Raw genomic sequence first — 12,012 nt, 5'->3', positions numbered from 1 at the left:
CCACCCCACAAGCAAGGGATGTTTGCTACCGGCCCGCCGTAGCAAACATCCCTTGCTGTCTCGTGGCGGCACGGTGAGGGATTACGGTGGACATTGATGGCTGAGCAAGCACGAGGGGCCGCGTCCCCAGCACGGTACGGCTTCACCGATGACCGGGCCGAAGCACAATTACGTGCCGCGGGTTGGTGGACCGACACGGGCCCAGCCCCGGAGTGCCTCGACGTGTTGTCAGCGCTGTCCCGCTCGGCCGACCCTGACCTGGCGCTTCGCGAGCTCGAACGAATCCGCGAATCGGACCCCGAAGGCTGGACGAGTCTGGCAGCTGCCCTGCGCGACGATCCCAACCTGAGAGGACGCCTGATCAGCGTCCTCGGCACGTCCAGCGCGCTCGCGGACTTCCTCGTCGGTTCCCCGGGAGAGTGGAAAAGACTCGCCCACGACAAGTGCACGGACACCGATTGCTACGCCGACGAACTACTGACTGCTGTCCGGACCGAGCCAGGTTCCGAGGCCACGCTGACCGGCACGCCCGCCGAGCAGGCTCTACGGGCCGGTTACCGAGGTCTCCTCCTCGAGATCGCAGCGGCTGACCTCGGCCACACCGTAGAGCAGCGACTCGATCGACCGCCCTACACCGAGGTGACTGGACAGCTCACGGCCCTCGCGGAAGCCGCGCTGATCGCGGGCCTCGCCGTCGCGCGCACAGAGCACAAGGCGCACGAAGCCGAGGACGCCCGCCTGGCCGTCATCGCGATGGGCAAATGTGGTGGGCGGGAACTGAACTACGTCAGCGACGTCGACGTGATCTTCGTGGGTGAGGGCGATCTGCAGCTCGTGACGCGGCTGGCGAGCGCGATGATGCGAGTCGTCGGCAATTCGTGCTTCGAGGTTGACGCGGCACTGCGGCCGGAGGGCAAGGCCGGCGCACTTGTCCGCACTCTGGACGGGCATACCGCCTACTACAAGAAGTGGGCACGCACGTGGGAATACCAGGCGTTGTTGAAAGCTCGTCCGGTCGCGGGGGACAAGGAGCTCGGACGGCAGTACGTCGAGATGGTCGACTCGATGGTGTGGGCCGCCGCGGAACGCGAGAATTTCGTCGCCGACGTGCAACAAATGCGGCGGCGCGTGGAAAAACACGTCCCGTCGGAGCTCGCGGAGCGCGAGTTGAAACTCGGTCGCGGCGGCTTGCGCGACGTCGAGTTCGCCGTGCAGTTGCTGCAACTCGTCCACGGCAGGGCTGACCCCGAACTTCGGTCACCGTCCACTATGGATGCCCTCGATGCGCTCGGCGCCGGTGGTTACGTCGGTCGCGCGGATGCCGCGGAACTCGAGGTTTCCTACGAATTCCTGCGCACTGTGGAGCATCGTCTGCAGCTCAGGCGGCTACGGCGCACGCACCTCTTCCCGGACGCATCGGAAACCGCCGAACTTCGCGTGCTGGCGAGGGCGATCGGCATCAAGCCGGAACGCGGCCGGAGCGCGGGCGATGTCCTGCTGGCCGAGTTCCGACGGCACGGCCAACGCATCCGACGCCTGCACGAGAAGCTTTTCTACCGGCCGCTGCTGCAATCCGTCGCGAGTGTCCCCATGGAAGCCCTGCGGCTCACGACAAAGCAGGCCGCGCGCCGACTCGCCGCACTCGGTTACGCGGCGCCGGACGGCGCGCTGCAGCACATCCGAGCACTCACGTCCGGTGTCTCGCGGCGCGCGTCGATCCAGCATGCGCTGCTGCCGGTGATCCTGGATCTGCTCGCCGACACCCCGGACCCGGACGGCGGCCTCCTCGCATACCGCAAAGTCTCCGAAGCGCTAGCAGAGACACCTTGGTACCTCCGCGTCCTCCGGGATGAGGGTGCGGTGGTCGAACGGCTGGCGTTCATGCTCGGCACGTCGAAGCTCGTACCGGACCTGCTTGTCCGGGCGCCCGAAGTGCTGCAACTCCTGGGCGATCCGACACGGCTTGCAGGGCGTGACCCGGCAGAGGTCGCGAAATCGCTGCGCGCCACCGTCCGACGCCAGCCGGGGCTCAACGCTGCAGTGGCCGCCGCCCGATCACTGCGTCGCCACGAACTCCTTCGTGTTGCCTCGGCCGACCTACTCGGACTCATGGATGTTCGCCGCGTGTGCGAGGCCCTGTCGAGCATCTGGGTCGCGGTGCTGCAAGGAGCACTTGCTGCGGCACTCCGGAAAAAGAACGCCGAGACGGGCGACTCGCCGCTGGCGAAGATCGCGGTTATCGGGATGGGGCGACTCGGGGGAGCCGAACTCGGGTACGGGTCCGATGCGGACGTCCTGTTCGTCTGTGAGGCGAACGAAGGTGTGCCGGACAGTGACGGCATCCGGTTCGCATCCTCGGTGGCAGAGACGGTCAGCCAGGCGCTCGGGCAGCCCAGCGCCGATCCGCCCCTGCACGTCGACTCCGACCTCCGACCTGAAGGGCGCGGGGGACCTTTGGTGCGGACCCTCGAGTCGTATCGGGCCTACTACGCACGGTGGAGCGAACTCTGGGAAGCTCAGGCGCTGCTCCGCGCACGCTTCATCGCCGGTGACGATGAGCTAGGCGCACGATTCATTGCGATGATCGACGAAATCCGTTACCCCGATGGCGGTCTGGACGCCGCGCAGGTGCGCGAGGTGCGGCGGATGAAAGCCCGGGTACAGGCGGAGCGCATCCCCAGGGGCACTGACCACACCCTGAACACGAAGCTCGGCCGCGGCGGCCTCGCCGACGTCGAATGGACCGTGCAGTTGGAGCAATTACGCCATGCTCGTGAACTGCCCGCGCTGCGGACCACCTCGACTCCCGACGCCTTGTCGGCACTGACTGAGGCCGGCTTGATGGACGCCGCCGACGCCGACTCGCTGAGCGAGGCATGGTTACTCGCGACCCGGGTGCGGAACGCGGTGATGCTGGTGCGCGGCAAGGCGGTCGACCAGGTGCCAGGCAGCGGGCGTGACCTGGCCGCGGTGGCGAGAGTCCTCGGCCAAGCCGAAGACGACGATCCGGGCGAGTTCCTCGACTTCTACCGCAAAGTCACTCGTCGTGCGCACACAGTGGTCGAGCGGGTGTTCTTCGAGGACTGACGAGTCTCACAGATCAGCCTGCAGAACGCGTTTTACAGTGGTTGGGTGACTGCGCGCGAACCCTACAGCGTCGAGATCAAGGTGCGGCTGTACGAGCTGGACCCTCTTGGCCACCTCAACCACGCCGTGTACCACTCCTACGGGGAGGTCGCGCGAATCGAGCTGATGGAGGCGGCTGCGGGGGAGCAAAACCGCCTTCGTGACGAGAACGTCGCGCCTGTGCTGCTCGCGTCGCAGATCAGCTACCGGCGCGAACTGCGACAGGGTGACGTCGTGAACGTGACCTGCGACTTCAAGTTCGGTACGGGCAAGACCTTCGAGGCCGCGCAGACCATCGTGAAAACCGACGGGACGCTGTCGGCCGAAATCACCTGCACCCTCGGCATCATGGACCTTGAGCGCCGCAAGCTCGTCGAGAACCCCCGAGGGCGGCTGGAGCAGGCCGGTTACGACCTCGCCATGCTCTCTACCGCCGAATAGCGAGAGGTTCACAGGCTGACGCGGGAGCCGACCAGCCCCAGGCCCGCGCTCCATCGGAGCAAACGTTCAATGGTGGACACCCCCCGGGACGGCGTATAAGGCTCCCGACGGGCGGTAAAACTGGAACAGGGCGCTGACCAGCGTTTTCCGCCGGTCAGCGCCCTGCGCTGAGGGTGCCGACTTACACGTCGTAGTACAGCGCGAACTCGTACGGGTGCGGACGCAGCCGCAGCGGGTCGATCTCCGTCTCCCGCTTCAGCGAGATCCAGGTCTCGATCAGGTCGGGAGTAAAGACGCCTCCCTCGGTGAGGAAGTCGTGGTCGGACTCCAGGTTGTCGAGCACGGAGCCGAGGTCGGCCGGAACCTGCTTGACGTCCTTGGCCTCCTCCGGCGGAAGCTCGTAGAGGTCCTTGTCGATCGGGTCGGCCGGCTCGATCTTGTTCTTGATGCCGTCCAGGCCCGCCATCATCATGGCCGCGAACGCCAGGTACGGGTTACCGGACGAGTCGGGGCAGCGGAACTCGATGCGCTTCGCCTTCGCGTTGGTGCCCGTGATCGGGATACGCACGCAAGCCGAGCGGTTGCGCTGCGAGTACACCAGGCTGACCGGCGCTTCGTAGCCCGGCACCAGACGGTGGTAAGAGTTCACCGTCGGGTTGGTGAAGGCCAGCAAGCTCGGCGCGTGGGCCAGGATGCCGCCGATGTAGTGACGCGCCATGTCCGACAGGCCGGCGTAACCGGACTCGTCGTAGAACAGCGGCTGGCCGTCCTTCCACAGCGACTGGTGGCAGTGCATCCCGGAACCGTTGTCACCGAAGAGCGGCTTCGGCATGAAGGTCGCGGTCTTGCCAGCGTTCCATGCGGTGTTCTTCACGATGTACTTGAACAGCTGCAGGTCGTCCGCAGCGTGCAGCAGCGTGTTGAACTTGTAGTTGATCTCGGCCTGGCCTGCGGTGCCCACCTCGTGGTGCGCCCGCTCCAGCGTGAAGCCGGAGTTGATCAGCTTCTGGCTGATTTCGTCACGCAGGTCGGCGAAGTGGTCGACCGGCGGAACGGGGAAGTAGCCACCCTTGTACTTGGTCTTGTAGCCGCGGTTGCCGCCCTCTTCGTCGCGGCCCGTGTTCCACCAGCCCTCGACCGAGTCGATCTCGTGGAAGGAGCCGTTCTCGGAGGAGTCGAAGCGGACCGAGTCGAACACGTAGAACTCGGCCTCGGGGCCGAAGAACACCGTGTCGGCGACACCGGACTCGGCGATGTACTGCTCCGCCTTGCGCGCGATGTTGCGCGGGTCGCGGCTGTAAGCCTCGCGGGTGAACGGATCGTGCACGAAGAAGTTCAGCGAAAGCGTCTTCTCCTTGCGGAACGGGTCGATCCGCGCGGTCTCCGCGTCGGGCAGCAGGAGCATGTCCGACTCGTGGATGGACTGGAAACCACGGACCGAGGACCCGTCGAAGGCGAGGCCTTCCTCGAAGGCGTCGTTGTCGAACGCCTTGGCGGGGACGGTGAAGTGCTGCATGACGCCCGGCAGGTCGCAGAACCTGACATCGACAAACTGCACGTTCTCATCCGTGATGAGACGTTGGATATCGTCTGGAGTAGTGGACACCCTCTGTAACTCCTTCGCCGCTGTTGCCGGGGGCAGTACTCTCTTCGGCTAACGCTAAGAGCGTGGTGTTGCCCGACCGTCACCCGTATGTTTCACGGATGTTAACGGGTTCTGTGATCTGCGCCGGACGACCAGGCCAGGGTATGTTTTCACCACGGCATACCCTGGAGGGGTGGCGAGATGGACTGGCGAGTGGCTGTCAGGCTCCACTACCGGCCTGAACACCGGTAGCGAAGAGCCCCCGCGGTGGCGTGGCGAACGGCTCGGCCTGCCCGAGAGCGGGGTGGGTTCGGTAGCCCGGGGCGGTTCTCGTCTGCTCGCTTTGGTGGCAGACCTCGTCCTCGCCTCGCTGATCACCTCCTTGTTCTTCCGGCCGAATTTCCAGGATCCGGCCGTCATGCAAACGTTCAACCTGTGGTCCATCGTGGTGTGGGCCGTACTGACCGTCATCCCGGTGGCGCTCTTCGGGTTCACTCCCGGGATGGCGGCGACCGGGATACGGGTCGGCAGACTCGACGGCGCTTCGACGCCTGGGTTGTGGCGGGCGATCGTTCGCGGAGCTTTGACGTTCTTGATCATTCCCGCAGCTGTCCGCAATCTCGACGGCCGTAGCTGGCTCGACCGGCTGACCGGCACTGTGGTCGTGCGGATGCGTTGACGCCGGCCCCAACAGGCGTGGCGGCTGGTGGCGGCCGAGTTCTGACGCGCCCGAACGCGTATTGAAGCGCCTTGAGCGCTTCCTGGGGTTGGCGCGGAGGTCGGATAGCCGCGTTCGCACGATCAGCTCATCAGTTCCGGTCCGTGGCTCCGGAACAGGCTGAGCGGGGCCGAGCTCGCAGGTATCGATATGCCACGCGACGCGGTGCGCGGTCCAATAGGCCTGGAGCGTTATCCCGCGTGCGTCCCTGACGTGGTGTCGCCACTCCGGCTCCGGGATCTTGCCCAGCCGCAGGGCTTGCTTCGCCCACTTGGCCATCGTGCCGATCAGGCTCTGCCTGAGTTCGCGCAGAACACGACGGACCAAAGCTGAGCCGATGGTGCTGCCTCGCTTGACCTCCCGTCGTATCTCTTGCGTGGTGCACAAGCCGCGGCTGACGGCGTCCACGATCATCGCGCGCACTTCGGCCAGTTGATCCATCCGGCGCGCGGCGTCGAACAATGCCCTGCTCAGCGGCACTACGGGCAGGCCATCGATCTCGGTCGGTTCGGGCGCGTGAATGGTTCGTTCGACGACCGCGAATCCCCAGGAACCGACGCCCCTGCGGTGCGGGATCAGCACGTGCACCTGCCTGTCTTCTGGCAGTGCTTCGACGCCGTGCAGCCTTGCGGCCGTAATGCCCGTCAGCATTGCGCCACGTCCGGCGTGAACCAGTGCTGAGCGAGCCAGCTGGTGTCGGGTGAGCGGACCGTTGTTCAGCACGATGACGCCGGGGATGGGGCGCTGCCACGGCTGTCCTGGGCGGCAGCGCGCCGAGATGGTCGAATGCGACATTCCGCGCGCGACGAGCGTCGCCCTGGGGGCGACGCCGCCTGGGAATTTGTCGATCAGCGCCGTGTCGTCCGGCGCGCACGTGGGTGGCACACGGTCATCATGCAACTACCCACCGACAGTTTTGGTCGTTGTCCCTCGAGCGCCGACCCCGAAGAAGGAGCAAGGGATGTTTGCTGCGGCCTGGTGGGTAGCAAACATCCCTTGTTGTGAGGATCGGGAGGGTCAGCGGCGGCGGATGGTTCGCTGAACGTTCCGCATCTTGGCGCCCTGCGGGATTGGGCCCTTCGGCATTGCGGCGCCCCGGTTGCCGAGCGCGGCGAGCTTCGCTTCGAGCGCGTCGACCTGCGGCGCCTTCAGGTTGCGCGGCAGCTTCATCAGGTATGGCTGCAGTCGGCGCAACGAGACCTGGTCCTCGTCATTGCCGACAATGACCTCGTAGATCGGCGTATCGCCGACCAGGCGCGCGACCCGCTTCTTCTCCTGCGAGACCAGGTTCTTCACCCGGTGCGGCGCACCCTCGCCGACCAGGATCACCCCTGGCCCGCCGAGCACGCGATGCACCGCGTCGAGCTGAGTCGTCGCGGCCACCGTCTGGGTCACCCGCCAGTTGCCACGCATGTTGTCCAGCGCCCAGCCCGCGGCGCCCGGCTGGCCGTCCGCTTTCGAATACACCGTCTTCTGCACCCGGCGGCCGAAGATGATCACGGCGGCCAGGATCCCCAGGACGATCCCGAGCGGCAGCAGGATCCACTGCGCGTTGAAGAAGAACCCGACACCGAACACCACGCCCGCGACGACGATGACCGATCCGAGCATCCACGGAATGAGCGCCTTGTCCTCGCGGCGCTGCACCTTGAACGCTTCGAAGATCTGCCCGCGCCGAGCCTTGCTCGCCGCGCGCTTCTCCTTCTTCGCCTGCTTGGCAGCTTCTTTGTCCTGCTTTCCCGCCATATCACCCAGGATACGGCCGAGTGGCCTTCGTCGAATCTGTCGGCCCCCTCTGCGAGGATGCGACGGTGGTTGACGCACCTCCGACGACGAACCGGCCTGGACTGTTGGACGGGCTCGACCCGGAACAGCGCGCCGCCGCTGCCGCCCCGCGTGGACCGGTGTGCGTGCTGGCGGGCGCGGGCACGGGCAAGACCAGAACCATCACGCATCGCATCGCCCACCTCGTTCGGTCAGGGCATGTTTCCTCTGGTCAGATTCTTGCGGTGACCTTCACGGCGCGCGCGGCGGGTGAGCTTCGTACGCGGTTGCGTGCGCTCGGCGTCGAGGGGGCGCAGGCGTTGACCTTCCACGCCGCGGCCCGCCGCCAGCTGCGGTACTTCTGGCCGCGTGTGATCGGTGACCGGATGTGGGACTTGGTCGAGGGCAAGCTCCGGCTGGTCGGGCAGGCCGCGCACCGGGTCGGCCTCGGCACCGAGGGGGAATTCCTCCGGGACCTCGCGAGTGAGATCGAATGGGCGAAGGCGTCGCTGATCAGCCCGGACGACTATCCGGCTGCCGCGGTCCGTGCCCAGCGCGACACGCCGACGTCGCTGAAGCAGATGGCCGAGGTCTACCAGGCCTATGAAACGGCCAAGAACTCGGCGCAGGTGCTCGACTTCGACGACCTCCTGCTGCAGACCACGGCCATCCTGGAAGAACACGGTGAGGTGGCGCGTGAGTTCCGTGAACGGTATCGATGCTTCGTCGTCGACGAGTACCAGGACGTCACGCCGCTGCAGCAAAGGCTCCTTGATGCCTGGCTCGGTGGGCGGGACGACCTGACTGTCGTGGGTGACGCGAATCAGACCATTTACTCGTTCGGCGGAGCGTCGCCTCGGCCGCTGCTGGAGTTCACGCGCAGGTACCCGGAGGCGACGGTGGTCCGGCTCGAACGGGACTATCGTTCGACGCCCCAGGTCGTGGACCTGGCGAATCGGGTTATCGGGGCCGCGCGCAACCGTCCGGCCGGCTCCAGGTTGCAGCTGATCGGCCAGCGACCGGCGGGACCGGAACCCCGGTTCGGGGAGTTCGATGACGAGCAGAGCGAGGCCGCGGCTGTCGCGGCGCGAGTCCGCTACCTCCTCGACGCCGGTGTATCGGCGAGCGAGATCGCGATCCTGTACCGGGTCAACGCCCAGTCCGAGGCTTACGAGCAGGCGCTCGCGGAGGTCGGCGTCCCATATCTGGTCCGCGGTGGCGAACGGTTCTTCGATCGTCGTGAGGTGCGGCAGGCGATGGTCGCCCTGCGTACGGCTGCGGCTGATCCACCGCCGACCGAACTCGTGACCGCGGTCCGATCCGTCTTGGCCCGTGTCGGCCTGACGGACCAGCCCCCGCCTGGTGGCGGTGCCGCCAAAGAACGCTGGGATGCTCTGCTGTCACTGGTCGAGGTCGCGGAAGAATTGGCGGCTTCCCTCGATGGAGCAAACCTTCCTCGCTACGTCGCCGAGTTGGAGCAGCGGGCGGCGGCTCAGCATCCGCCGACGGTGGAGGGGGTGACGTTGGCTTCGCTGCACGCGGCGAAGGGCTTGGAGTGGGACGCGGTGTTCCTCGTCGGCCTGGCCGAAGGCACTATGCCGATCCTGCACGCCGATGGCGACGACAATGCGATCGAGGAAGAACGCAGGCTGTTCTACGTCGGTGTCACCCGCGCCCGCGAACACCTGTGGTTGTCGTGGTCGCTGTCACGGCACCCCGGCGGCCGTCGCAACCGCAGGCGGAGCCGTTTCCTCTACGGACTGTTGCCGGAGCACCACCCGGCAGCCCGCCCCACACGCGCACAGGCGGCCAAAGGCGGCCCCAAACCGCGCTGCCGGGTGTGCGAGGGACCTTTGCTCGAGACGATGGAGATCAAACTCGGGCGGTGCGGGCGGTGTCCGTCTAATTTGGACGAGCAGTTGTTCGCCAGGCTGAAGGACTGGCGCACGAACCGTGCCAGGGAACTGAAGGTGCCGGCTTTCGTGGTCTTCACCGACGCGACCTTGCTGGCGATCGCCGAGCAGCAGCCTGCCGACCGGGGTGCGCTCGTGGCGATTTCGGGAATCGGACCGAGCAAGGTCGAGCGCTTCGGTGACGAGGTACTCGCGGTGATCAACACCTGACACGGTTGACCGCGTCGCGGAGGCGATTCGTGCGGCGGAACCGCTGCTCAGCGGAGATCTTCGTCGATTCGAAGAGTCTTGCGGAAAATGAGTTGCCCTCGTCCGGGCGCGCACAATAGCCTGCAGGGGCTGGGTGAGGACCACCCGGAAAGCTACCGCCCGTCGCCGAGAGGCGAAGAGCGTCGGACAGAGAGGAGGTGCCCGGGACAATGAGGATTTTGAACATGATCGGCAACCCTGGCACCACGCTGTCCTGCGCCGCCCCGGCGGGCATTGCCGCGCACCAGGGCACCGGTATGCGCCGCGTTGTCGAATCCCGAGAGCTGTCCGCTGCGCGCTTCATCCGCCTTCACCGCACCGTCGGGTGGACCAGCGTGCTCGGTGACGACGCCGCCCCGGTGATCGCTGATGTTCCGACGGCCAACCAGCCGAAGTCGTACGTTCCGCACCCTCCGACAGAGCGAAGCCCCTGACACCCAAGCAGGGAAAAGGCTCACGAAGGCCGCGGAACCGTACATCGGATCCGCGGCCTTCGTGTTTGTGCAGTACCCCGCAAAACAGGAAAGAACCTTTACTACACAAAGGAGAACGGGAATGTCATCGGCAATCGCCTTCGCGTCAGAGGGGGCGTTACCCGACGAGTTCGCCGGCCCGAACGCAGGGGTCGGAGATCTGCTCGACGCCATGACCTCGCCTGACCTGGACCTGCCCTGCCGGTCCGGGGACGCCGACCTCTGGTTCGCGGAAGCTCCCGCGGATCTGGAGCGGGCCAAGCGCTTCTGCGCCGACTGCCCGATCCGGGAGGCCTGCCTCGCCGGTGCGCTCGCCCGGCGTGAGCCCTGGGGTGTCTGGGGTGGCGAGATCTTCGAGCGCGGTGTCGTGGTCGCCCGGAAGCGGCCCAGGGGACGCCCGCGTAAGCACCCAGTCGTTCAGCGACCCGTTGTGGAACAGCCTCTCGAGAGCCGGACCTCGGACGAGCAGCGGAGCGCTGCCGCATGAGCGCCACGACTCTCACCCACGAAAAGCATGCCGCGGTGCACGCCCGACCGAGCGTCGTGCCCGTGACGACCAAGGAGATCACCGAAATGTTGATGTACGAAGAACTGGCCAGAGCCCGAATACAGGAGCTGCGCGAGGATGTGCACGCGCAGCAGACCCGGAGTCACGCTCGCGCGGCCCGCCGCTGGGACCGGATGTCCCGGTGGGCCGCACAACGGGCACGTCGCCACCGCGGCTGACCTGCGGGGGAGATATCTGGGGTGCAAGGGATGTTTGCTACGGCCACGTCGTAGCAAACATCCCTTGCTGATGTTTCGGGTGTTGCGTGGGCGTGTTCCATGGGGGTGTGGCTGGGCATACGCATGATCACGTGGACTGGGCGGCGCGGATTCCCGATCTGCGCAGGGCGGACGAGTTGGCCGCGAATGTGTTCGCGGACATCGCGACCCGGTTGACCGCGGGCCTGCCCGGCGGCGCGACCGTCGTCGATGTGGGTGCGGGAACCGGCGGGATGAGTGCTGCCCTCGCTGCGACTCTCGGGCGTCGAGGCGGGGGATGTTTGCTACTGGTCGACGCGGTGCCGGAGTTGTTGGCGGAAGCCGCCCGGACGGCAACAGCGGTCGGCGCTGATGGGGTCAAGATCGAAACCGTCGAGGCGAACCTCGCCGCGGGCAACCTGAGCGAACTCGTGCCACCTGCCCAGCTGATCTGGGCCGCATCGGTGATGCATCATCTTCCGGACCAGCAAGGTGGCATTGCTAGCGTCGCGGGGGCGTTGAGTGGTGGGGGTGTGCTCGCGGTCGCGGAGGGTGGGCTGGAGACGCAGACGTTGCCGTGGGACCTGGGAGTCGGCAGGCCCGGTTTGGAGCATCGGCTGCTGGCCGCCCGTGACGAGTGGTTCGGCGAAATGCGGGCGGGCATTGAAGGAACGATTGCTATGCCCTACGGCTGGACGACGGCGCTGCGGCGTGCCGGGCTGACGGACGTCGGGTCGTTCAGTCACCTGCTGGACCATCCCGCGCCGACGACGGACATCGTTCGTGAGTTCGTGCTCCAACGGATCGCGCACCTCGCCGAAGATGCGCGGGAGCGGCTCACCGAAGAGGACCGCGGGACCGTTGAACGTTTGCTCCAACCGGGGGCGGGGGAGTATTTGGGGGATCGCGACGACCTGTACGTGCTGGGGACCAAGACGGTCCATTTCGGACGGAAGTCGTGACCGAAAAAACCGTTGCGTGTTCCCGGTGCGGCGCGCC

Annotated in this window: 11 protein-coding genes; 9 read left to right on the top strand and 2 right to left on the bottom strand. The window is 66.4% G+C overall.

Translation table 11 applies throughout. The features are described 5' to 3' along the window. Positions 1-96: 96 nt before the first annotated feature. Complete coding sequence (locus tag FPZ12_RS29710) at positions 97-3,087, top strand: bifunctional [glutamine synthetase] adenylyltransferase/[glutamine synthetase]-adenylyl-L-tyrosine phosphorylase (RefSeq protein ID WP_144748767.1); 2,991 nt, start codon at positions 97-99, stop codon at positions 3,085-3,087. A gap of 45 nt (positions 3,088-3,132) precedes the next feature. Beyond that, on the top strand, positions 3,133-3,567 hold the full coding sequence (locus FPZ12_RS29705) for an acyl-CoA thioesterase (RefSeq protein ID WP_208026065.1): 435 nt from the start codon (positions 3,133-3,135) through the stop codon (positions 3,565-3,567). A 181-nt stretch (positions 3,568-3,748) separates the two neighbouring features. On the opposite strand, the gene glnA is transcribed toward FPZ12_RS29705, so the two are convergent. Then, on the bottom strand, positions 3,749-5,173 hold the full coding sequence (gene glnA, locus FPZ12_RS29700) for a type I glutamate--ammonia ligase (protein WP_144748768.1): 1,425 nt from the start codon (positions 5,171-5,173) through the stop codon (positions 3,749-3,751). A 172-nt stretch (positions 5,174-5,345) separates the two neighbouring features. On the opposite strand from glnA, the gene FPZ12_RS29695 reads away from it, so the two are divergent. Both FPZ12_RS29695 and FPZ12_RS29690 read left to right on the top strand, forming a co-directional pair. Next, positions 5,346-5,831 carry an RDD family protein gene (locus FPZ12_RS29695; RefSeq protein ID WP_144748770.1) on the top strand — a complete coding sequence of 162 codons (486 nt, stop codon included), beginning with the start codon at positions 5,346-5,348 and terminating at the stop codon, positions 5,829-5,831. 411 nt (positions 5,832-6,242) lie between these two features. Beyond that, on the top strand, positions 6,243-6,551 hold the full coding sequence (locus tag FPZ12_RS29690) for a hypothetical protein (protein ID WP_144748772.1): 309 nt from the start codon (positions 6,243-6,245) through the stop codon (positions 6,549-6,551). Positions 6,552-6,887: 336 nt separating this feature from the next. Here the strand turns inward: FPZ12_RS29690 and FPZ12_RS29685 are convergent, their stop codons facing one another. Continuing rightward, on the bottom strand, positions 6,888-7,616 hold the full coding sequence (locus tag FPZ12_RS29685; protein WP_144748773.1) for a DUF4191 domain-containing protein: 729 nt from the start codon (positions 7,614-7,616) through the stop codon (positions 6,888-6,890). 65 nt (positions 7,617-7,681) lie between these two features. On the opposite strand from FPZ12_RS29685, the gene FPZ12_RS29680 reads away from it, so the two are divergent. The 5 genes from FPZ12_RS29680 to FPZ12_RS29660 all read left to right on the top strand — a co-directional run bounded on the left by FPZ12_RS29680 (position 7,682) and on the right by FPZ12_RS29660 (position 11,975). Continuing rightward, positions 7,682-9,757: an ATP-dependent DNA helicase UvrD2 gene (locus tag FPZ12_RS29680; protein WP_144748774.1), complete on the top strand. Its 2,076-nt coding sequence runs from the start codon at positions 7,682-7,684 to the stop codon at positions 9,755-9,757. A gap of 209 nt (positions 9,758-9,966) precedes the next feature. After that, complete coding sequence (locus FPZ12_RS29675) at positions 9,967-10,230, top strand: hypothetical protein (RefSeq protein ID WP_144748777.1); 264 nt, start codon at positions 9,967-9,969, stop codon at positions 10,228-10,230. 121 nt (positions 10,231-10,351) lie between these two features. Continuing rightward, entirely contained in the window at positions 10,352-10,756 is a 405-nt protein-coding gene (locus FPZ12_RS29670) for a WhiB family transcriptional regulator (RefSeq protein WP_144748779.1), read from the top strand. Further along, positions 10,753-10,995: a hypothetical protein gene (locus tag FPZ12_RS29665; RefSeq protein WP_144748781.1), complete on the top strand. Its 243-nt coding sequence runs from the start codon at positions 10,753-10,755 to the stop codon at positions 10,993-10,995. The genes FPZ12_RS29670 and FPZ12_RS29665 overlap by 4 nt, the downstream gene beginning before the upstream one ends. 131 nt (positions 10,996-11,126) lie before the next feature. Beyond that, complete coding sequence (locus FPZ12_RS29660) at positions 11,127-11,975, top strand: class I SAM-dependent methyltransferase (RefSeq protein WP_243770093.1); 849 nt, start codon at positions 11,127-11,129, stop codon at positions 11,973-11,975. The last annotated feature ends 37 nt before the right edge of the window (positions 11,976-12,012 follow it).

This window comes from Amycolatopsis acidicola (assembly GCF_007713735.2).
In the GTDB taxonomy this organism is placed as follows: domain Bacteria; phylum Actinomycetota; class Actinomycetes; order Mycobacteriales; family Pseudonocardiaceae; genus Amycolatopsis_E; species Amycolatopsis_E acidicola.
The sequence above is the reverse complement of the archived record's forward strand: the minus strand, read 5'-3'. Positions and strand labels throughout refer to the sequence as shown.

Bases quoted from the DNA above. Each gene is read 5' to 3' on its own strand.
- FPZ12_RS29710 (WP_144748767.1), top strand. From the start codon at position 97: ATGGCTGAGCAAGCACGAGGGGCCGCGTCCCCAGCACGGTACGGCTTC.
- FPZ12_RS29685 (WP_144748773.1), bottom strand. From the start codon at position 7,616: ATGGCGGGAAAGCAGGACAAAGAAGCTGCCAAGCAGGCGAAGAAGGAG.
- FPZ12_RS29675 (WP_144748777.1), top strand. From the start codon at position 9,967: ATGAGGATTTTGAACATGATCGGCAACCCTGGCACCACGCTGTCCTGC.
- FPZ12_RS29670 (WP_144748779.1), top strand. From the start codon at position 10,352: ATGTCATCGGCAATCGCCTTCGCGTCAGAGGGGGCGTTACCCGACGAG.
- FPZ12_RS29665 (WP_144748781.1), top strand. From the start codon at position 10,753: ATGAGCGCCACGACTCTCACCCACGAAAAGCATGCCGCGGTGCACGCC.